The following is a 19,119-nucleotide window of genomic DNA, read 5'->3' on the forward strand; positions in this document are numbered from 1 at the left end:
TGTGGCTGTTTAGATCTATAATCACTTTGATATTGTCAGCCTTCCACGCCCTCAAGAAACGCTGCAAGCTGGTCGGTATCCTGCAGGCCGTGAGTTCCTGCCTTGCCCATCAGTTCGGCAGGCACTTTCCAACCCGGATCGACACCTTCCATGTTCGGCAGTTCATGGGCGATACCCTTGTGGCAGTCGATACATGTCGCCTTGCCGGTCAGAAGATACCGAGTGTGAATTTCGGCCGCGCGCTTGGTCTGCTTGGTAAAGTCCATGGCAATGGACGAGTGGCAATTGCGGCATTCAAGGCTGTCATTCGCCTTCAGACGTGCCCATTCGTGCTGGGCAAGCTCCAGCCGATGGTCCAGGAATTTTTCACGCGTGTTGATCGTGCCAAAGATCTTGCCCCAAACCTCCTTCGATGCCTGCATTTTGCGGGCAATCTTGTTGGTCCATTGGTGCGGCACATGGCAATCCGGGCAGGATGCGCGCACGCCGGAACGGTTCGAGAAATGCACCGTGCGTGTCATCTCCTCATAGACATTATCCTTCATCTCGTGACAGCCGACACAGAAGGCTTCAGTGTTGGTCACTTCCAGTGCAGTGTTGAATGCGCCCCAGAAGATAATGCCGCCGACGAAACCGCCGAGTGTCAGGAAGCCAAGGCTCAGGGTTCCTGCGGGCGTGGAAAGAACTCGCCAGACCCACAGAAGAATTGCTTTGCATTTTCCGATCATTGGCCAGATCCCGTCGGTTTGAACCCAAGTTCACTCATGTCCTTGAACATGTTGGGAACGAGCGGACGGGTATCGGCCTGCGGAACATGGCACGCGGTGCAGAAATAGCGGCGGGGCGAAACGTCGGCCAGCATCTGGCCCTCGCGGTTCATGTAATGGGTAACACTGATCATCGGAGCGCCCGAACCTTCGGTCATTTCACGCCGGTGGCAGGACATGCAGCGGTTGGTGTTGACCGAAAGCTGGTAACCTTCGATCGAATGCGGGATGACCGGCGGCTGATCCGGATAGTTGCGCATCCGCTGTATGTCATCGACGATCCAGCGCGGCAGTGGCTCCGCACCGGTATTTTCCATCGGGCTTGGGCGGCCTGACAGTTGCGGCACCGTCTGCGCGATCGCCACCGTGCCCGTGATCAGGCACAGAGCGAGCGCGAAAAGCGTCCAGAGACGCCTGCTCAGGCGACGGGAAGGATCTTGACTGCGCATTTTTTGAAATCCGTCTGTTTGGAAATGGGGTCGGTGGCGTCGAGCGTGACCTTGTTGATCAGCTGGCTGGCGTCGAACCACGGCACGAAGATCACGCCATGCGGCATGCGGTTGCGGCCGCGGATATCCACCCGGCTGATGATCTCGCCACGGCGGGACTGGATTTTCACCTGTCCGCCCTGATTGATGCCGAGGCGACGTGCGTCGTCGCCGTTCATGAAGCAGCGGGCACCGGGAAATGCCTTGTAAAGTTCTGGCACGCGCATGGTCATGGAGCCGGAATGCCAATGTTCGAGAACACGGCCGGTCACCAGCCAGAAGCCGAATTCATCATCCGGGGATTCCGCCGGTGGCTCGTAAGGTGCGGCCAGGATGACGGCGCGGCCATCCTTCTGACCATAAAATTTGACGCCTTCACCTTGCTTGACATAGGGATCGTAACCCTCACGGTAACGCCACTTGGTCTCCTGGTTGTTGACGACCGGCCAGCGCAGACCGCGGACCTGATGGTAGAGGTCGTACGGTCCAAGGTCGTGGCCGTGACCGCGCCCGAAGCTGGCATATTCCTCGAACAGGCCTTTCTGCAGGTAAAAGCCAAAAGCTTTGGCTTCGCGGTTCTCGTAGTCAGGAGAGATTTCGGTGACCGGGAACTGGTCGACCTGCCCATTCTGGAACAGGACCTGATAAAGGGTCTTGCCCTTGTACTCCGGGTTCTGCTCAAGAATGTCCTTTGGCCAGACTTCTTCGGTCGTGAAGCGCTTGGAGAATTCCACCAGCTGCCAGAGGTCAGAACGGGCTTCGCCCGGCGCGTTGACGAGTTGATGCCAGACATGGGTGCGGCGTTCGGCATTGCCGTAGGCGCCTTCCTTCTCCACCCACATGGCGGCCGGCAGAATGAGGTCGGCGGTCATGGCGGTGACGGTCGGGTAGGCATCCGAGACGACGATGAAGTTGTCCGGGTTGCGATAGCCGATATAGGCCTCGTTGCTGTTGTTGGCAGCGGCCTGCATGTTGTTGTTCACCTGAACCCAATAGAAGTTCAGCTTGCCGTCATGCAGCATGCGATCCTGCTGGACGGCATGATAACCCGGCTTTTCCGGGATGATGCCGTGCGGGATATTCCACAATTCCTCGGCATGCTTGCGGTGTTCCGGATTGGCGACGAGCATGTCGGCCGGCAGGCGATGCGAAAAGGTGCCGACCTCGCGTGCGGTGCCGCAGGCCGAAGGTTGGCCGGTCAGCGAGAAGGGGCTGTTGCCCGGCTCGGAGATTTTGCCGGTCAGGAGATGGATGTTGTAGACCATCTGGTTGGCCCACACACCACGGACGTGCTAGTTGAAGCCCATAGTCCAGAGCGACATGACCTTGACCTTGGGATCGGCGTACAGTTCGGCCAGCTGTTCCAGAAAACCCTTGTCGACACCGGCCAATTCGGCAATTTTTTCGAGCGTGTATTCCGAGACGTGCTTCTTGAACGTTTCGAAATCGATCGGTGTCATCTCGGCGGCCTTGGCCGCGCCGGTTGCCTTGACTTCCAGCGGATGTTCGGCGCGCAGGCCATAACCGATATCGGTCATCGCCTGCATGAACTTGGTGTTCTTGTCGATGAAGGCCTGGTTGACGCGCCCGGTCTGGATGATGTGGTTGGCGATGTAATTGAGGATCGCCAGATCGGTGCCGGGCTTGAAGACCAGCGGAATGTCGGCCAGATCCATGCTGCGATGAGTGAAGGTCGAAAGCACCGCGACCTTCACATGCTCATGGCCGAGGCGACGGTCGGCAAGACGCGTCCACAGGATCGGGTGCATCTCCGCCATGTTCGAGCCCCAAAGCACGAAGGCGTCGGCATGCTCGAAATCGTCATAACAGCCCATCGGCTCATCCATGCCGAAGGTGCGCATGAAGCCGAAGGCGGCCGATGCCATGCAGTGGCGGGCATTGGGGTCGAGGTTGTTGGAGCGGAAGCCGGCGCGCATCAGCTTGGTGGCGGCATATCCTTCGAAAATCGTCCACTGGCCGGAACCGAACATGCCAATCGCCGTCGGCCCCTTTTCCTTCAGGGTCTTCTTGGCCTTTTCGGCCATGATGTCGAAAGCTTCTTCCCAGGTGACGGGTTCGAATTCGCCTTCCTTGTCGAACACGCCGTTGCGCTTGCGCAAAAGTGGCGTCGTCAGGCGATCCTTGCCGTACATGATTTTCGAGAGGAAATAGCCCTTGACGCAGTTGAGGCCGCGATTGACCTCTGCCTCCATGTCGCCATGGGTGGCGACGACGTGGTTTTCCTTGACGCCGACCATGACACCGCAACCGGTGCCACAGAAGCGACAGGGGGCCTTGGACCACTTGATTTCCAGCGCCGCTACACCGCCGGGGACGGATTGGGCCTCGGCCGGCATGGCGATGCCGGCCGTCGAGGCTGCGATCGCAGCCGCCTGCGCCTTCAGCACATCACGCCGCGTGAGTTCTGCCGTCATCCGACATCTCCTTCTCTGCAATTGTCTGTTCGAAAACCATGTGTGCGGCGATGACGTCGTTCATCGCCGAAATTCCGATCAATGTTTCGCCAAGAAAGCCGGAGCTCGGGCCTTCGATGACGATGACGATCTTGCCGCCGCCGGTAGCGTGCACTTCGACGCCTTCGATCTCGGCAAGTGCCGCGGATATGCGCTCGACCGCTTCCGGCCGCACGACAACGACCGCGCTCGATATGTGATGCTGCGGGTCACGCATGCGCCACCTCCGTTGTGTTTGCAGTCATGCTGATGGACCCGGTGGGGCACACTGAAACACAGGCGCCGCATCCGGTGCAGGGATCGGTATCGAGTACGGGCACGAATGGCCCGCCCAGCCTTGGCTTGAAACGGATCGCCGTCGTTGGGCAGGCGTCGCGACAGGCCTGGCAATCAACGAAGTTGAGCGCAAGACAGCTGTCTACGATGACGGCGTGATGGGCAAACGATGTGGCGGGGTCAGGCGGGAACACCCGCTCGGGACATCGTTCCGAACATTTGCCACAGAAGGTGCATTCGCCGGCGTTGAAATCAACGGTCGGCACGCCGTCGCTTATTGCGATGATTTTCGTCGGGCAGGCCTTCTCGCATTCTCCGCAGCCCGAACAGTTGCGAACGGATTCCTCCGTTACGCCCGGCGGGTAATATCCTTGGCTGATCCGTAGTGCGCTACCTCTCAAAAAGGCACGACGAGTGGTGGCGATGTGAGTCATCGCCATCACTCGGCAGAATTCGGGCGCGCTGGCGTGATGTCGTGCGGACCGGGAGGGCCGTGGACGATCTGATAGGCCCAGACCATGAACCCATAACTGGCAACCGTGCCAACGGCCACGACGGGCCAGATTCCAAAAGCGAGTACCACGAAGGTAATAAGTTCGCGGCGGCGTTTCTGGCGGAACGAAATCTGTTTCGTTATGGTTTTTGCGTCTGTCATGCCTGAATCCGCTTTTTTGAACGGTCGAATTTGCTCAGACTTTATGCAAACGTCATTCTGGCTTCTTTGATGTAGAGCAATGAGGAATGATAAATTGCCGATTTTATAGGCGTTGTGACGTCTGTACGGTCACTATTATCTATAGTTAACATAATAATGGCTCATGTTTTGAGCAATTGAAAGGCCGCTGATGCTGAATGGATGGAAGTTCAAGTAAAGATCTTTGTGGTGACGATATCCGACCGTGCCAGCCGAGGCGAATACGAGGATATCAGCGGCCCGGCGATCGAAAGCTGGTTGCGGCGGGCGATCACGAGCCCCTATGAATTGACGCGCGTGGTTATTGCCGATGGGGAGGTTTCCGTTCGCAATACGCTGATCGATCTGAGCGACAACCAGGGGGCGGAACTGGTGCTGACCACCGGTGGAACCGGGCCATCTCCGCGCGACCAGACGCCGGGGGCCATGCAGCAGGTTCTCGAAAAGGAACTGCCGGGGTTTGGCGAGTTGCTGCGCCGCGAAGGATTAAAGCAGACGCCGACGGCGATCCTCTCACGACAGACGGCCGGCACACGCGGCAAGACCTTCTTTCTCAATCTGCCTGGCAAGCCGGCAGCAATCGATATGTCGCTGGACGTCGTGTTTCCGACAATTCCCTATTGCCTTGATCTGATCGGTGCCGGGCGTTTGAAAACGGATCCCTTGGTGGTGAAGAGTTTCAGGCCATCATGATGGTGCTGACGCAGGTCCCGCTTTGAGCAATAGAGCCGACCGAATTCCGGAAGGCATGGCTCGTTCCAAACGATCACAAATTAGAACGGAGGGGCCCTCGAAGATAATGTTTGGAAGTGAAACAAATAACAAAGAGCATGGTCGCCGGTTCGAATCCCATCAAGAGCTTAAAACGGCCATGGCCTTGACAAGGTCAACAAATCCATTAATCTGGATATATGGAAAACAGTAACGCAATCACGGCCCTTGCGGCGTTGGCACAGAACACCCGCCTTGAGACATTTCGGCTCCTCGTACGCCACGAACCAGACGGCGTTCCGGCCGGCGAACTCGCGCGGCTGCTCGACGTCCCACAAAACACGATGTCGGCGCATCTCGCGACCTTATCTCGCGCCGGATTGGTCAAGAGCGAGCGCCAGAGCCGGTCGATAATCTACCGGGCTGATCTCGACGGTTTTCGCGACCTGACACTATTTTTGCTCAAGGACTGCTGCGGTGGATCGACGGAACTTTGCGCGCCGTTGATTGCGGAATTGACGCCATGCTGCGCGCCGGGGGCGAAGCCATGTTGAGCGAGATTGCAATGCGCGAAGTTGCCGGCAGCAACGCCCGCCTCCGCGAGGCGCTCCGTGCCGCGGATCTTCCGACCGATGATATCGAAGACGAAGGCCGCGCCTTCTTCGAGGCCGTATCTGGCGACGGCCAAACGATCGGATATGCCGGTATCGAGCACTGCGCCGCCGATTACCTGCTGCGATCGGTCGTCGTGCTTCCGGCGCACCGGGGTCAAGGCCTGGGACGGGCGATCGTCGAGGCGACCTTGCAACAAGTTGGCAGCGGAGAGGTCTACCTCGCGACGACAAGCGCCGCACAGTTCTTCTTGACCGTGGGGTTTTTGGAGGTGCCACGGGCCCAAGTGCCGGCCGCGGTGCTTGCGACCCGCCAGCTTTCCTCCATCTGCCCATCGTCGGCGACCATCATGAAGCTCACCAGGCCTCCGACCTAACACGGACAACAACCATGACTGAAAAGGCCTGCAACGTGCTGTTCCTCGGCGCGAGCAGTTCCGCTTGTCTATTCTTGCTACCCCTCTCATGGGAACCACCACCTGATGTCCACGTTCGAACGATACCTGACCATCTGGGTCTTCCTCTGCATCGCGGTCGGCATTGCCCTCGGCCACCTGATGCCCGGCGTCTTCCAGCTCATCGGCGGCGCCGAGATCGCCAAGGTCAACATCCCCGTCGCGATCCTGATCTGGCTGATGATCATTCCGATGTTGCTGAAGATCGATTTCCGGTCGCTGGCACAGGTCGGTTCCTATTGGCGCGGGATCGGGGTCACTCTGATCATCAACTGGGCGATCAAGCCGTTCTCCATGGCATTGCTGGGATGGCTGTTCGTCGGCTGGCTGTTTCGGCCCTATCTGCCGGCGGACCAGATCGACTCCTATATCGCGGGCCTGATCATTCTTGCTGCAGCCCCCTGCACAGCGATGGTCTTCGTCTGGTCGAACCTGACACGGGGCGAGCCACTGTTCACCCTGTCGCAAGTGGCCCTGAACGACGCGATCATGGTTGTCGCCTTCGCGCCGATCGTAGGCCTGCTGCTGGGCCTCTCGGCCATCACCGTTCCTTGGGCGACACTTGCTCTGTCGGTCGCGCTCTATATCGTCGTGCCTGTCATCATCGCCCATATGCTGCGGAGCTACTTGACGGCCTGCGGCACAACAGGTGCGCTCGGTCGCTTGCTTGCGAAGCTGCAGCCGGTATCGCTCGTCGCGCTGCTCGCCACGCTTGTGCTTCTCTTCGCCTTCCAGGGCGAGCAGATCATCGCCCAGCCGGCCATCATCGCCTTGCTGGCCGTGCCGATCCTGCTCCAGGTCTACCTGAACTCGGGGCTTGCCTATCTCTTGAACCGTTTGGCAGGTGAGCGCCACTGCGTCGCGGGGCCGTCCGCCCTCATCGGTGCCAGCAATTTCTTCGAACTCGCAGTCGCCGCCGCCATCAGTCTGTTTGGGTTTCAGTCAGGCGCAGCACTCGCCACCGTCGTCGGCGTCCTGATTGAGGTGCCCGTGATGCTTTCGGTCGTCTGGATCGTGAACCGCTCGAAGGGTTGGTATGAGGCATCACCGGGCGTCTCCCGCAACACCATCACCGAAAGGCCCTGACCATGGACGCCACCATCTATCATAACCCGGCCTGCGGCACGTCTCGCAATACGCTGGCACTGATCCGCGCCGCCGGGATCGAACCCACCGTCATCGAGTATCTGCAGAACCCGCCATCGCGCGAGCAGCTCTCCACGATGATCGCAGATGCCGGCCTGACGGTCCGGGAAGCGATCCGTGGGAAGGGCACGCCCTACGCGGAACTAGGCCTCAACAATCCGGAGCTGACCGATGACCAGTTGCTGGACGCGATGATCGCCACCCCGATCCTGATCAACCGGCCGCTCGTTGTTACGCCGCTTGGCACCAGGCTTGCCCGCCCCTCGGAAGTCGTGCTCGACATTCTGCCGGTAGACGCCCTCAAAGGGCCGTTCACCAAGGAAGACGGCGAACAGGTCCTCGACCAGGAAGGAAAGCGCATTGTCTGAGACATTTCCCGCACTGCAGGATGACCATCTTCAGCCGATCGCTCCAGAATCCCTACGGTCAGCATTCTCGACGCACAAGCCGAGAATCCTGATCCTCTATGGATCGCTCCGCGAAGTGTCTTATAGCCGGCTGCTTGCCTTCGAAGTCCGTCGGTTGCTCGAGCGCCTCGGATGCGAGGTGCGGATATTCGATCCGGCCGGATTGCCGCTCCCGGACGAGGCGCCGGTTACTCATCCCAAGGTGCAGGAACTCCGCGACCTCTCCCAATGGTCGGAAGGACAGGTATGGATCAGTCCGGAAAGGCACGGGGCCATGACCGGCATCATGAAGTCGCAGGTCGACTGGATCCCGCTGTCGCTCGGCTCCGTCCGCCCCACCCAAGGCAAGACGCTGGCGGTGATGGAGGTTTCCGGCGGCAGTCAGTCCTTCAACGCTGTGAACCAGTTGCGCATTCTCGGCCGCTGGATGCGGATGATCACCATCCCCAACCAGAGCAGCGTCGCGAAGGCGTTTCAGGAATTCGACACCGATGGTCGAATGAAGCCATCTTCCTACTATGACCGCGTTGTCGACGTCTGCGAGGAACTGGTGAAGTTCACCATCCTCACGCGCGACGCCTCACCCTACCTAACAGACCGGTATAGCGAGCGGAAGGAAGAGGCCGCCGAGCTGGAGAAGCTGGTTTCGCTGAACTCGATCTGACGGATCAAACCGTCGCGGTGGCAGTTTGCCAAACCGACGCTGCCATTGCGATGAAAGCCTTCGTCACTGGCACTGAAAGGTGGAGTGGTCGATCCCGGAAATTCGAGACTGAGGTCTGCAGTAAATCGCAATTGGTCAAACCTACTGTGCTGAAAATTTGCAGCAGCACCGACCGCCTTGACTCGAAGCTCGGGTAACCGAATAGATTCTTTTTGATTGGCTCGAATATCGCCTTGTAGAGAAGTAGAATGAGCAGACAGCGCCGGCCCGATAAAACGAAACCCATTATGCGGCGAGTACCAAGGCAGTCGCGAAGTAAGGAGCGAGTCTCGGAGATTCTTAAGGTTTCCGCCGATCTTATCGGCGAGAAGGGAATCGATGCTGTCACCATGAAGGAAATCGGCTCTCGGTCTGGCGGACCGATTGCCTCGGTGTATCAGTATTTTCCTGACAAGGAGGCAATCCTCGCATCCCTATACGAACGATATGTCAGTGAGACGCGGTTCATACTCAAGGGCGCTTTGCAAAACATTCGTAGTGCGGCGGATGCGATTTTCGCACCGGAACTTTTGATCGACGCATATTTTGAGGTCATGCGGCAGGAGCCATCGGCGATCGATATTATGAGCGCGATCAAGGCGAGTAAGTTGCTCGCTCAGTACGACATCGCGGAAACACGGCGCCAGGTCCAGGATTTTTACGACGCGACCTCGATATTTGTTCGCGAGGACAGGCAAGAAGAATACAAACGCACCTTGTTCATTCTTTTCAACATGGCTGACGCGAGTGTGCGTCTTGCTCTTATGCTGCCACGTCAGGACGCGGCCGACGTTCTTGAGCAGTTCAAATTGATCGCGAAAGCACAGGCCATCTATTTCATCCAGGGAAAGTTTCCAGAATTCGGCGTAGAAGTCGGAAGCAGCCACCCTGCTAGACCAAACTGAAATCGAAAACGCTGATTTTGCGCGATAAATCGATTGCATATCAAACAGATGCTTATGACGCAGCCATTCCAGCCGACGGTTGCAGGGGCATAAGGTGGGGCATTTACCCCTTGATTTTTAACACCTTGCCCTAGTATTTCCAGCGGGCGCAGGGGAGAAAGAGACCCATCAATTTCGCCCTCGGGCTTTCGACCTTGCGCTCGTTTTGATCCGTCCAATGTGTGAATGTTTGATTGGATGGAAACAGAACTCCCCTATGTCTCAGTCGGCATCGTGGTTGATCGTATTGGCACGGTCGACCGGGATCACGAGCGACGAGTACAGGCACGCGGCACCAGCTTTTCTGCCGAGAGGTGCTCTGGGACGGACTGGTTGCCAATGCGCCAAGCTGTGGGAGACTACTGCCAAATCTGGAGGTTGCCGGGAATCGCGAGCGCGCGGGGCGCCGTTGTGTTGAAGAGAAGATACGCCCTGACCATATACCGCTGCGCTCAATAAGCTATAGGCCTCAAAATGCGTGCTTTTTTCGAAACAACATTTGGACCCGACGAACTGGAGGTTCTTGAAGATGCTCTGGCGCATTGGCGGGAAGCTCATTGCGTCGATAGGGATGACCCGGTGAGCGAGCTGGCGGGTGCCATCATGATTACGTTGTTTCGAGAAGGTCAACGGACATTGCCAGACCTTCTTTACGCGGCATCGCGACACAAGGGACTTTGCGATCTGGCAGGCCCCGCCCGCCAGTCGTAAGCACAGCTGAACGCTTTCACATTTTCCCCATAAGGTTTGCGAAACGCGGGTTTTTCGGTCACCTCGACCTGATGAAAAACAAGCGGAAAAAAGATTTGCATCCGGCAGGTCGGCCAAAAACGATCCTTGGCCAGCTGGCGCGCCTGCCCGAGAAACTTTTCGATGGCAAGTTCCGGCAACAATACGCCGCTTTGTGCTTCCGCTTCAACGAGAACGATCAGCTTCTGGTGCTGGTGATCACGTCGCGCGATAGTGGACGGTGGGTCATCCCCAAAGGCTGGCCGATGAAAAAGAAAAGTCCCTGTGAGGCGGCCGCAGTCGAGGCTTATCAGGAGGCAGGTGTGCGCGGTATCGTGCGCAAGAAACCTATTGGCCGCTACACCTATCTGAAGTGGCTAGATGACGGTGATGTGGCACCCTGTATCGTCGACGTCTTTCAGTTGGAAGCGACGAAAATCTCGCAGGATTTCAAAGAACGTGATCAACGCGACTATGCATGGGTGACGCCGGACGAAGCTACTCGGCGTGTCAGGGAGATTGAACTGAAATCTCTGTTGGCTGATTTCAGGCCACGCGGCGAAAAATATGCAGACCGGTCGCGCAGCAAGGATTAGGGCCGAATGCCAGGCGCAGCCCTTGTCGGGGGTAATCGGTTGTCGCGGCAGCGGAGGAATGGATGATCATACCTTGCTCGGATCACGTCGATGCATAAAGAGATGGTGCATTGTTTCCGCAATCACCTGTTCGATGGGCTTCTGGAAAAGAATGTCGGGATCATCAGCAAGTGCCCGCAAGGTCCGCTCGACAAGTCGATCTTTCTCTGGTCCCGATATGTGATAGCGGGAAGCATACTGCATAAGCTTGGCACGGAGTGCGTCAATCTCTGCTTCGGGCATACTGGCACTCCGCGGATCGACCACGATAGATCCCCCCTTTTGAGATGCAGATCCGCGTCTTTGTTATAATTTGCTGGCTCTGCGAGGCCGGATTTTAACAGCAATGCGTCAAATATCCATTGCAAGCGGTCGCTTGCAGCACATTGGACCAGGAAAGGACGGTATTGCAATTCATCAGCACCAGCGTAGATTTCGGTTCGCGTTTTCAGTTCAAGGGATGCAACAATGAGCGCTGATCGGCACTCGGGAGTTCTCGGATCCAATGTCGGAGATGCGATAATGCTGCATCAAAGCGAAGCGGAACGGTCAGCGTTGATGCAGCATCTCCGTTTGCTGAAAGTTCTGACAAAGGGCAACATCGTAATTCAGGCTGCGAGCGGTGTGACGATCAAGCAGGCGTTAAACGAGAAGCAAACTCTTGTCTGAATTTGGTAACGATCGGACCGAGACCGTCGAGTTCGGCAACTGCCATGTCTCCTGAAAAAACGCCGGCAATCGTGCGATCCAAATTTGGTACACAACTGCTACTCCCTGTCGGTAAAAGCGCCGGACTGATTACTGACAATCCGATCATCCAGGCCGCAGGCGACAATGGCAACCATCATCTATTCAAATTTCACCGTGCAATGGCTTACTGCGATCGTCGCGGTCGGACAGGATGGTGAAGAAACCCTTGTGCGCGGTCCAGCCGAAGTGGTCCAATTCCTTATCCGGAACGCCTGCACGCAAGCTTATTACCGCCAGGCTTTGCAGGCATGTCGATTGAGCATGCGTGGCGAAATCCACCCATCCCTAGCGCGGGCACTGTTTCTGACGGCGGTCGAAGAGCCGAGATCGCAGGCTGTAAAAATCCCTCATAGCATTTAAGCATCGATTTTATACAGCTTCCCCCGGCCAGCCACTGACGCGACAGCGATAACGTGCCTGCAGCTGTGATATCATGGCGAGACCTGACGGTTTCAAGAAAACTTAGAAGGCTCGCGACTTCATCAGGCCCATTTGACTTGGACGCATCTACCCGCGCCAGCTGCGTCTGGTTCTGTTTCAAGCTTGTTTCAAGTTGAAGAAGCCCGGAATACCGCGGTTATCGTTGGTTCGTCTCTCCTGATGGGGATGGCGAAGATTTCCAATCGACCAAGCATATTAGGATTTCCCTCATTTCCTGCTTGCTTAGGGTATCCTGCAGTAACGGCTCCATGGTACTGGAGAGCAGGTGCGTGGGTGGAATAGCTTTGACTCGTTTCGATGGTTGCAGCCGCCGGGCTCAGATCGCTGGTGTGGGTTTTACCAGTCGAACATGCGTGCCGAGGTGTGGCCTGATGGAGTAAGAGGAAACCGTATTGCTCGATGGCGTTGGGAAGTTCCGGATTTTAAGCTGACAGGTGAAATCGGCGGCACCGGTAACGATGACATGGATCGTTATTCGGCGCAGGTCATTGCAGCCAACGCTTATCTGGACCGCCTTGCAATGACGCAGCGGGTAAACTGTCAATCGCCAAAAAATTAATCAAATATTCGATTGATCTGCTAGGCCGCTTTTTCGGCATCCGTTATGGCCGTTTGATCAAGAAGCTCTTGTGCACTTTGCGGCTTGCCGAACAGGTAGCCTTGCCCTTCCTCACAATGAAGTTCAGCGAGGATCTGTCGTTCTTCCTCACGCTCGATGCCTTCCGCGACGAGCTTCAGTCCAAGGCCCTGCGCAAGTGAGATCACTGCCTTTACAATCAGGAGAGATTGATGATCGGTGGTTAGCTTGCGGACAAATGATTGGTCGATCTTCAGTTTATCCAACGGGAAACCGGCCATATAACTGAGGGATGAATAGCCGGTACCAAAGTCATCAAGAGCAATGCGGACGCCGAGGTTCCTCAACTCTGAAATAATGCCGAGCAAACGTTCCGTCCCATCCAAAAACGCGGATTCGGTTATCTCCAAATGTAGGCGATGGGCCGCCAGCCCGCTATTCGCCAGAGCTCCTTTTACCTCTGCTACGAGATCCGTCTTGGCGAACTGAATGGGTGACACGTTGACAGCCACGGTCATATTGGTTGGCCAAGACGTCGCAGTCTCACATGCTTTCTTGAGGGCCCAAATGCCCAGATCGCATATGACACCGCTGCTCTCGGCTACGGGGATGAACTCTCCAGGAGATACCAGCCCGAAATCCGGATGTCTCCACCGCATCAGCGCTTCCGCGCCAACCATCTGCCCTGAGGCAAGATCGACTTGCGGCTGATAAGCTAAAAAGAAATCGTTCCGCTCGAGGCTTGCGCGCATTGCCTGTTCGAGTTTTCGCGCTCGAAGCTGATCCTGGGCACGTTTTTGGCTATAGACCACCCAGTTCGCCGTTGCGTTTGACCTGGCGTCGAGGAGTGCCGCTTCCGCATTTTCAACAACAGACGCAGCCGGAAGCCTGTTGTCGTCGAATATGGCGATCCCCAATCGCGCATCGACAAAGATCTCAGAGCCACTAGACTCGAAAGGAGTTGCGAACTGTCTGAGGATTGCTTCTGCTTGGATGGGGTTGAAGTCAGCAATTGGTAGCCTCAAAGCCATTACAAAGCAGTCACCATCGACGCGACTGAGGTGTGATACGCGCGAGAGGCCCGACAATCGGTCGGCGATCGCTATTAGAAGTTGGTCGCAAGCATTGCGACCAAGAGTTGTGCTGAGCTCCGAAAATCGATGTAGCCCAATAGCAACGACAAGCTGCGGTGCAATTGCTGACTGAAGCCGATTGGTGAACTCTCGACGGTTAAGCAGTCCAGTCAATTCGTCGTACTGCGAGAAACGAAGGAGGTCTGCTTCGTATTTCCGTCGGACCGTCACGTCTCTGGCGATGATGCTGCCTATGAACGCATCAACTTGGGCGCCACTATTGATGACGCGCTCGGCATGAGAAATCGTGATTGAAGCTTCATACTTAGCTTCAACACCTTTGCGTTTCATTTCAAGTTCAACAGAAACTGAATAGACGGAACTGCGGCCGGCCTTGAAGATTGTCACAGCATTCTCGACATGCCGCTTTAGCGCTTCTGGGAGCTTGTGTCTGTGCTCTTCGCCATCCTCGTCACTTGAATGAAGTAGGTCGGCGGATGCACTTCGGTCGAGGACCACGAGATTTTCATCAAATATAATGACTGCGTCATTGCTATTAGCGATTATCGACTGAAGTGTATTTCTGGAAGCGTGATGATCAGCGACTGCGATCCGGCCACGGACATGTGCGAAATTGCTCCGTTCGCTGAGGGCGAGCAGGAGAGAAATCCCGATAAGAATCCAGGCGCTTCCCGTGCGAATGACATATCCGTCACTTGACTGGATAACGAATGCAACTGTTTCCAACGCTAGGATCAGCGTGAGCGCGATCGCCATAAACGCGATGGGGTTGTATCGTCTGAGCTTGACGGCCAGCCCAATAAGTATGGCCGCGAGTATTAAACCCGCAATCGTTTGATCGATCTCGGGCGCCAATCGGTCATGCAATATTGTCTCGGTCGCCAGAATGTGGATCAGCGGTCCAGCCAAAGGTCCGTACAGCGGCACGGGGTAGACATCTTTCAATTCGGTGGCGTATGCGCCGACAACCACCGCTTTATCCGCGAAGGCGCTTGCTGGAAGTGTTCCGGCGATCAGTTCGGATACAGAAAAAGTTGGGATGGTTGAGGGGTCGATGGAATAATCTACGAGATAGGTGCCGGTAGTATCGTCAACCTGTGCCAGGACAGCAGGTACAGTTTGCGTGAGCCTTCCGTCCAATTCGTCGGCCATGTTGAAGGTTTTAATCAGCCCGTCTTCCGCAAGTTTGACGTTAGCGAAAGCGAGCCAGGCATTTGACGCAAGGTTCGGGATCGGCCTTGTTACGCTTGTGGGCGACCCTACTGCGGCGCTTTCGTGTTGCCGGAACACTGGTAAAACTGTGCCTCCACCAGCAGCTACAAGCGCTTGCCTAAGCTTTTCGTCCTCAGGTCCGGATGAGGGGCTGCTGAAGTCGATGTCGAGAAAAACGTCACGAGCCCCTGCTGCTGTCAATCGGTCGATAATCTCGGAATGAATGCCGCGCGGCCAAGGCCAGACGCCTATAGCGTCGATACTCTTTTTATCGATTGCCACAAAGACAACGTCTCCGCTCGCCGGCCGCTGCAAAGCTTTGAAGCGAAGGCTGGCAACCACGTTGTCGATGTAGTCAGTGAATGGCTTTACTGCTGACCAAACTGGTAAAGCGCACATCAGAGCGACCAACGCGGCGCGAACGGCGAGTGACGTTTTCACCTTTCCCCAAAAACTCATCTCGTCCCCCTAGATATGGAATAACGGTGTTAGTTATTCCCGTTCCCGTTCCCGTTCCCGTTCCCGTTCCCGTTCCCGTTCCCGTTCCCGTTCCCGTTCCCGTTGCCGTTCCCGTTGCCGTTGCCGTTGCCGTTGCCGTTTCCGTTCCCGTTGCCGTTGCCGTTCCCGTTTCCGTTTCCGTTGCCGTTGCCGTTGCCGTTCCCGTTGCCGTTTCCGTTCCCGTTCCCGTTGCCGTTCCCGTTTCCGTTTCCGTTTCCGTTTCCGTTTCCGTTTCCGTTTCCGTTTCCGTTCCCGTTTCCGTTTCCGTTTCCGTTTCCGTTTCCGTTTCCGTTTCCGTTCCCGTTCCCGTTCCCGTTTCCGTTGCCATTCCCGGCTCCGTTGCCGTCACTCTTACCGTTCGAGTGTCCACCTACAGTGCCGCTGCCGTTCGACGAACTCGACGATGGGGCGCCCATTCCTGATGCCGCTGATTGCGCTTGTCCGTTGAGCGATGTCGCACCAACTGCGCGTACCCCAGCCACCGAGGGTGCTACAGCACTGATTGATGGCTTTGAAACAGTTCCGGCAACTGTCATTCCTTTGACGCCATCTACCGCGGCGCGCTGACCCGGACCCAGAGAGGACCGTTGCCCGCTTGCAAACGAACTTACTTGGACGAGGCCACGTGTTACCGAGACGCTCGCCGTTGTTTTCGTGACAGACACACGGAACGCTGTGCCTTTCACGACGGCCGCTAGGTAGGGGGTCTGAACCGTCGTGTGGGGCTTGCGTCGCTTCTCGATTTCGAGATCGAGCGTACCTATCTGTTGGCGGACTTCGGTTGTTTTCTCAAAGAAGCCGGATGTCGTGATGCTTGCCAGCGTGTTCGGCTGAAATGACACTGACTCCACGCCTCGGGAAAGCTGCACTCTTCCCTTTGGGCCTGTCGAGACCCAAGCTTTGTTTGGGATCACGTCACCGACTTTCACTGCAAGCCAGGTCTTCAGGTCCGTTGTGTAATTAACCTGCCTCGTGGTCATTGTGACCTCCCACTCCGTAGGAGCGGCACGTACGGATTGTCCCATGGCCAAAAGCATGGTGAGAAGAATGAATAAGCGTTGCATGTATTGTCCCTCACGGTCGGATGAGGGAGCCACAGTTAGATTAACAGGTGTTGAATTAGCTCTTTTGAAGGCTCGCTAGCCTTAACAGAATACTAGGAACTCGAAGTCCGCAGAGTGCGTCTAAAATGCTCGCGCTCTGGTGTCACTCTGTGGTTATGACGAAGAGACCGATTGGCGAAGTGCAAGAAGGTGGTGAAGTCATTCCAATCTACTAATTGCGCTCCATTGCCTCTGTTCAGCGTGAAGATGAAAGACGTCTCACGACTTTTCTTATTCTAGGGATCATCGGAAATTACAATTTTTGCCTGCTTGGTATTTGGGTCGTCGTTCTTGTTTCTGTCGTATTTCTTTTCCTCCTTGGTCGCGAGTCGCGTTCCCCGCCTCCGGAGCCTGTCGAGTTTTTTCTCAGCCGCACTGTCCAGGGCCTGCTGCACTCGATCTCGTGGCGCCTCTCCAATCATTTGTTGTTCCTAGATTAAGACACGGGGGGGTGGTTAAAGCGGCAACGAAGTGGATTTAGAAGCATTCTTAAAGTAGGTGCACCGGCCCGGCAAACCTCATGTGTTGATTATGCAGGCGGGCGATTTGCCGTCTCCGCATATTTGAATGATCCGATAATACATTATCGCGTACAAACGAAGGTTCGCAGAGAATATGTGTCTTATTGCGCGCAAAATCTGCTCGCACATCACTTGTCCCATGAGCGCTTTCGATCTTGGTTCACTGACACGATGTCACCAAATCAGCTTCCGATATTGACGAATTGTTCACGTCCCCTTGAAAGCATGCCTTCTTACCGGAGTCCGCCGAGACATCCGTTAATATCGCTCAAAGCCGGTAAGGTGCGGCTTCCATTGGGAAACCTGATGTCATTGCATCGTTGAGAAGCGGGTTTGAGGTCCTGATCCGTTCAAGACCTTAATTACTTCCTTGAATTGGGTGTCTGATTTCATGAATGAGAGCGGCATCCCTTGTGGCTTTCATTCAGGTAAGCGCTTTGACCGCCGTTGAACTTCTCGCGCAACGTTCCCTCGGTGTAGCTCGTCTTAAAACGTCCACGGTTTTGAAGTTCCGGCACGAGCTGATCTGCGACAGAGAGAAGAGTTGAGGGGACGGATAGCCGAGGGACATTGAAACCATTCACACCTGTTTCTTCAGCCCACTCGATCAATGCATCCGCCACATCAGACGCCGAGCCGACAAGAAACGGTGCGCGGGCGCCAGTTGATGAAAGCGTAGTCAGATCTCTAACATGTACGGGTCTTGGTGCTTTGACTGTCAGGTTCTCGGCCGTCGACCGAATTGCGTTGGAGTTTGCAAACGGAACCACGTCGTCCGGCTCCAACCCAGAGAGATCGATTCCAGTCCAGCCAGATACGAGCGTCAATTGCCCAACCGCATCCATGTAGCGGGAATATTCTGCGTGCAATTCTGCAGCCTCTTTTGCCGTTGGCGCTACAATCACGTTTGCAGCTAGAAAAATGGTGATGTCGTCTGGATGACGGCCTGCGTCCTGTGTCGCTTGTCTCAATGCATTAACCGTCTTGGTGGCCGAGGCTTTGCTCGGACCGTTAATGAAAATGCATTCAGCATGTCGAGCTGCAAATACGCGGCCGCGCTCCGACGATCCTGCCTGAAACAGAAGAGGTGTTCGCTGCGGTGAAGGCTCGGACAAATGTACGCCATCGACTTTGAAATGAGGACCATCGTGCACAATCCTGTGCACTTTACTCGGGTCCGTGAACACTCCAGTGTTCCTGTCGCGTTGGACCGCATTCTCTTCCCAGGAGTGCTCCCACAGCTTAAAGCAAGCCGCCATGAAGTCCTCCGCCACATCGTAGCGGGCATCATGCTCAATCTGCAACGCGCGCCCCATACCCCTGGCTCCACTTTCCAGATACCCGGTGACGATATTCCAGCCAATACGACCATTCGTCAGATGGTCCAGGGTCGAGAAACGGCGAGCGAATTGATAGGGATGCTCATAGCTAAGGTTCGCGGTTACACCGAAGCCGATATGCTCCGTGACGTGTGCCATCGCTGAGATCGGGATCGTGGGATCCATCGACGGAAGCTGGGTTCCTGCGCGAAGTGCAGCATCTGGCGAGCCACCATAGACATCATAAACGCCGAACACGTCTGCGATGAAGATCGCATCGAGAAAGCCGCGTTCGGCGGTCTTAGCCATTTCCGTCCAATATGAGAGCTTGTTGTAGTCCACCGCAATGTCGCCCGGCATCCTCCAAAGCCCGGCCCAGTTGTGGACAGGGGCGCACATCTGAAACGAATTGATGCGTAACTGCTTTTCCATTCGATTGCTCCTGAAGAACGGCAGCGCTGCAAAGCCGCGGGGATTGGTATTTTATTCTACATATAAGTAGACAATCGACGTGGGTGTCTCTTTTACTTAAGACGACAGACATGACAATTGACAGTAAAATGC

21 protein-coding genes and 1 pseudogene are annotated in these 19,119 nt (G+C 56.0%); 12 read left to right on the plus strand and 10 right to left on the minus strand.

What is annotated here, in order from left to right; all coding sequences use genetic code 11:
* Positions 1-35: 35 nt before the first annotated feature.
* From ACRQ1B_RS16880 to napE, 6 genes and pseudogenes are all read right to left on the minus strand, one after another.
* Positions 36-728, minus strand: coding sequence for a cytochrome c3 family protein (locus ACRQ1B_RS16880; protein ID WP_306832381.1), 693 nt, complete (start codon positions 726-728; stop codon positions 36-38).
* Complete coding sequence (locus ACRQ1B_RS16885) at positions 725-1,216, minus strand: nitrate reductase cytochrome c-type subunit (protein WP_432294951.1); 492 nt, start codon at positions 1,214-1,216, stop codon at positions 725-727. The genes ACRQ1B_RS16880 and ACRQ1B_RS16885 overlap by 4 nt, the downstream gene beginning before the upstream one ends.
* Positions 1,186-3,690 (minus strand): annotated as a pseudogene (napA, locus tag ACRQ1B_RS16890) (periplasmic nitrate reductase subunit alpha). The gene ACRQ1B_RS16885 and the pseudogene napA overlap by 31 nt, the downstream one beginning before the upstream one ends.
* A complete protein-coding gene (locus tag ACRQ1B_RS16895) occupies positions 3,665-3,946 on the minus strand; it encodes a chaperone NapD (RefSeq protein WP_432294953.1) in 282 nt (93 codons plus the stop codon). Before ACRQ1B_RS16895 ends, napA begins: the two are co-directional and overlap by 26 nt.
* Positions 3,939-4,439: a ferredoxin-type protein NapF gene (napF, locus tag ACRQ1B_RS16900; protein WP_432294954.1), complete on the minus strand. Its 501-nt coding sequence runs from the start codon at positions 4,437-4,439 to the stop codon at positions 3,939-3,941. Before napF ends, ACRQ1B_RS16895 begins: the two co-directional genes overlap by 8 nt.
* Positions 4,440-4,444: 5 nt before the next feature.
* On the minus strand, positions 4,445-4,660 hold the full coding sequence (napE, locus tag ACRQ1B_RS16905) for a periplasmic nitrate reductase, NapE protein (protein ID WP_432294955.1): 216 nt from the start codon (positions 4,658-4,660) through the stop codon (positions 4,445-4,447).
* A gap of 201 nt (positions 4,661-4,861) precedes the next feature.
* On the opposite strand from napE, the gene mog reads away from it, so the two are divergent.
* The 9 genes from mog (at position 4,862) to ACRQ1B_RS16950 (ending at position 11,001) form a co-directional block, all read left to right on the plus strand.
* On the plus strand, positions 4,862-5,392 hold the full coding sequence (mog, locus tag ACRQ1B_RS16910; RefSeq protein ID WP_432294956.1) for a molybdopterin adenylyltransferase: 531 nt from the start codon (positions 4,862-4,864) through the stop codon (positions 5,390-5,392).
* 218 nt (positions 5,393-5,610) lie between these two features.
* Entirely contained in the window at positions 5,611-5,964 is a 354-nt protein-coding gene (locus ACRQ1B_RS16915; RefSeq protein WP_432294957.1) for an ArsR/SmtB family transcription factor, read from the plus strand.
* Entirely contained in the window at positions 5,934-6,398 is a 465-nt protein-coding gene (arsN2, locus tag ACRQ1B_RS16920; RefSeq protein WP_432294959.1) for an arsenic resistance N-acetyltransferase ArsN2, read from the plus strand. The genes ACRQ1B_RS16915 and arsN2 overlap by 31 nt, the downstream gene beginning before the upstream one ends.
* Before the next feature lie 105 nt (positions 6,399-6,503).
* The gene (gene arsB / locus ACRQ1B_RS16925; protein ID WP_432294960.1) at positions 6,504-7,562 is read left to right on the plus strand and encodes an ACR3 family arsenite efflux transporter; all 1,059 of its coding nucleotides are present in this window, start codon (positions 6,504-6,506) and stop codon (positions 7,560-7,562) included.
* A gap of 2 nt (positions 7,563-7,564) precedes the next feature.
* Positions 7,565-7,990, plus strand: a complete 426-nt coding sequence (arsC, locus tag ACRQ1B_RS16930) for an arsenate reductase (glutaredoxin) (RefSeq protein WP_432294962.1) — start codon at positions 7,565-7,567, stop codon at positions 7,988-7,990.
* Positions 7,983-8,693, plus strand: a complete 711-nt coding sequence (arsH, locus tag ACRQ1B_RS16935; protein ID WP_432294964.1) for an arsenical resistance protein ArsH — start codon at positions 7,983-7,985, stop codon at positions 8,691-8,693. Before arsC ends, arsH begins: the two co-directional genes overlap by 8 nt.
* Positions 8,694-8,941: 248 nt before the next feature.
* Positions 8,942-9,637 (plus strand): TetR/AcrR family transcriptional regulator, encoded by a 696-nt coding sequence (locus ACRQ1B_RS16940; protein ID WP_432294966.1) that lies wholly within the window; start codon positions 8,942-8,944, stop codon positions 9,635-9,637.
* A 513-nt stretch (positions 9,638-10,150) separates the two neighbouring features.
* Positions 10,151-10,387, plus strand: a complete 237-nt coding sequence (locus tag ACRQ1B_RS16945; RefSeq protein WP_432294968.1) for a hypothetical protein — start codon at positions 10,151-10,153, stop codon at positions 10,385-10,387.
* Between the two features lie 71 nt (positions 10,388-10,458).
* Positions 10,459-11,001, plus strand: a complete 543-nt coding sequence (locus ACRQ1B_RS16950) for an NUDIX hydrolase (protein ID WP_432294969.1) — start codon at positions 10,459-10,461, stop codon at positions 10,999-11,001.
* Between the two features lie 66 nt (positions 11,002-11,067).
* Here the strand turns inward: ACRQ1B_RS16950 and ACRQ1B_RS16955 are convergent, their stop codons facing one another.
* Positions 11,068-11,283 carry a hypothetical protein gene (locus ACRQ1B_RS16955; protein WP_432294970.1) on the minus strand — a complete coding sequence of 72 codons (216 nt, stop codon included), beginning with the start codon at positions 11,281-11,283 and terminating at the stop codon, positions 11,068-11,070.
* Positions 11,284-11,562: 279 nt separating this feature from the next.
* Between ACRQ1B_RS16955 and ACRQ1B_RS16960 the strand changes: the two genes are divergently transcribed.
* The 3 genes from ACRQ1B_RS16960 (at position 11,563) to ACRQ1B_RS16970 (ending at position 12,790) form a co-directional block, all read left to right on the plus strand.
* A complete protein-coding gene (locus tag ACRQ1B_RS16960; protein ID WP_432294972.1) occupies positions 11,563-11,709 on the plus strand; it encodes a hypothetical protein in 147 nt (48 codons plus the stop codon).
* 165 nt (positions 11,710-11,874) lie between these two features.
* Positions 11,875-12,150: a DUF982 domain-containing protein gene (locus tag ACRQ1B_RS16965; RefSeq protein ID WP_432294973.1), complete on the plus strand. Its 276-nt coding sequence runs from the start codon at positions 11,875-11,877 to the stop codon at positions 12,148-12,150.
* Between the two features lie 430 nt (positions 12,151-12,580).
* Positions 12,581-12,790, plus strand: a complete 210-nt coding sequence (locus ACRQ1B_RS16970; protein WP_432294974.1) for a hypothetical protein — start codon at positions 12,581-12,583, stop codon at positions 12,788-12,790.
* Positions 12,791-12,810: 20 nt separating this feature from the next.
* Here ACRQ1B_RS16970 and ACRQ1B_RS16975 read toward each other — a convergent pair whose 3' ends face one another.
* From ACRQ1B_RS16975 to ACRQ1B_RS16985, 3 genes are all read right to left on the minus strand, one after another.
* Positions 12,811-15,573, minus strand: coding sequence for an EAL domain-containing protein (locus tag ACRQ1B_RS16975; RefSeq protein ID WP_432294975.1), 2,763 nt, complete (start codon positions 15,571-15,573; stop codon positions 12,811-12,813).
* 29 nt (positions 15,574-15,602) lie between these two features.
* Complete coding sequence (locus tag ACRQ1B_RS16980) at positions 15,603-16,676, minus strand: FecR domain-containing protein (protein WP_432294977.1); 1,074 nt, start codon at positions 16,674-16,676, stop codon at positions 15,603-15,605.
* Positions 16,677-17,625: 949 nt separating this feature from the next.
* Complete coding sequence (locus tag ACRQ1B_RS16985) at positions 17,626-18,987, minus strand: LLM class flavin-dependent oxidoreductase (protein WP_432294979.1); 1,362 nt, start codon at positions 18,985-18,987, stop codon at positions 17,626-17,628.
* Between the last annotated feature and the right edge of the window lie 132 nt (positions 18,988-19,119).

The sequence above is a fragment of the Endobacterium panacihumi genome (genome assembly GCF_050847465.1).
GTDB lineage: Bacteria > Pseudomonadota > Alphaproteobacteria > Rhizobiales > Rhizobiaceae > Neorhizobium > Neorhizobium panacihumi.

Excerpts from the sequence above, each read along its gene's own strand:
- ACRQ1B_RS16880 (WP_306832381.1), bottom strand. The coding sequence starts at position 728 with ATGATCGGAAAATGCAAAGCAATTCTTCTGTGGGTCTGGCGAGTTCTT.
- ACRQ1B_RS16885 (WP_432294951.1), bottom strand. The coding sequence starts at position 1,216 with ATGCGCAGTCAAGATCCTTCCCGTCGCCTGAGCAGGCGTCTCTGGACG.
- ACRQ1B_RS16895 (WP_432294953.1), bottom strand. The coding sequence starts at position 3,946 with ATGCGTGACCCGCAGCATCACATATCGAGCGCGGTCGTTGTCGTGCGG.
- napF (WP_432294954.1), bottom strand. The coding sequence starts at position 4,439 with ATGACTCACATCGCCACCACTCGTCGTGCCTTTTTGAGAGGTAGCGCA.
- napE (WP_432294955.1), bottom strand. The coding sequence starts at position 4,660 with ATGACAGACGCAAAAACCATAACGAAACAGATTTCGTTCCGCCAGAAA.
- mog (WP_432294956.1), top strand. The coding sequence starts at position 4,862 with ATGGAAGTTCAAGTAAAGATCTTTGTGGTGACGATATCCGACCGTGCC.
- ACRQ1B_RS16915 (WP_432294957.1), top strand. The coding sequence starts at position 5,611 with ATGGAAAACAGTAACGCAATCACGGCCCTTGCGGCGTTGGCACAGAAC.
- arsN2 (WP_432294959.1), top strand. The coding sequence starts at position 5,934 with ATGCTGCGCGCCGGGGGCGAAGCCATGTTGAGCGAGATTGCAATGCGC.
- arsB (WP_432294960.1), top strand. The coding sequence starts at position 6,504 with ATGTCCACGTTCGAACGATACCTGACCATCTGGGTCTTCCTCTGCATC.
- arsC (WP_432294962.1), top strand. The coding sequence starts at position 7,565 with ATGGACGCCACCATCTATCATAACCCGGCCTGCGGCACGTCTCGCAAT.
- ACRQ1B_RS16940 (WP_432294966.1), top strand. The coding sequence starts at position 8,942 with ATGAGCAGACAGCGCCGGCCCGATAAAACGAAACCCATTATGCGGCGA.
- ACRQ1B_RS16945 (WP_432294968.1), top strand. The coding sequence starts at position 10,151 with ATGCGTGCTTTTTTCGAAACAACATTTGGACCCGACGAACTGGAGGTT.
- ACRQ1B_RS16950 (WP_432294969.1), top strand. The coding sequence starts at position 10,459 with ATGAAAAACAAGCGGAAAAAAGATTTGCATCCGGCAGGTCGGCCAAAA.
- ACRQ1B_RS16955 (WP_432294970.1), bottom strand. The coding sequence starts at position 11,283 with ATGCCCGAAGCAGAGATTGACGCACTCCGTGCCAAGCTTATGCAGTAT.
- ACRQ1B_RS16960 (WP_432294972.1), top strand. The coding sequence starts at position 11,563 with ATGCTGCATCAAAGCGAAGCGGAACGGTCAGCGTTGATGCAGCATCTC.
- ACRQ1B_RS16965 (WP_432294973.1), top strand. The coding sequence starts at position 11,875 with ATGGCAACCATCATCTATTCAAATTTCACCGTGCAATGGCTTACTGCG.
- ACRQ1B_RS16970 (WP_432294974.1), top strand. The coding sequence starts at position 12,581 with ATGCGTGCCGAGGTGTGGCCTGATGGAGTAAGAGGAAACCGTATTGCT.
- ACRQ1B_RS16975 (WP_432294975.1), bottom strand. The coding sequence starts at position 15,573 with ATGAGTTTTTGGGGAAAGGTGAAAACGTCACTCGCCGTTCGCGCCGCG.
- ACRQ1B_RS16980 (WP_432294977.1), bottom strand. The coding sequence starts at position 16,676 with ATGCAACGCTTATTCATTCTTCTCACCATGCTTTTGGCCATGGGACAA.
- ACRQ1B_RS16985 (WP_432294979.1), bottom strand. The coding sequence starts at position 18,987 with ATGGAAAAGCAGTTACGCATCAATTCGTTTCAGATGTGCGCCCCTGTC.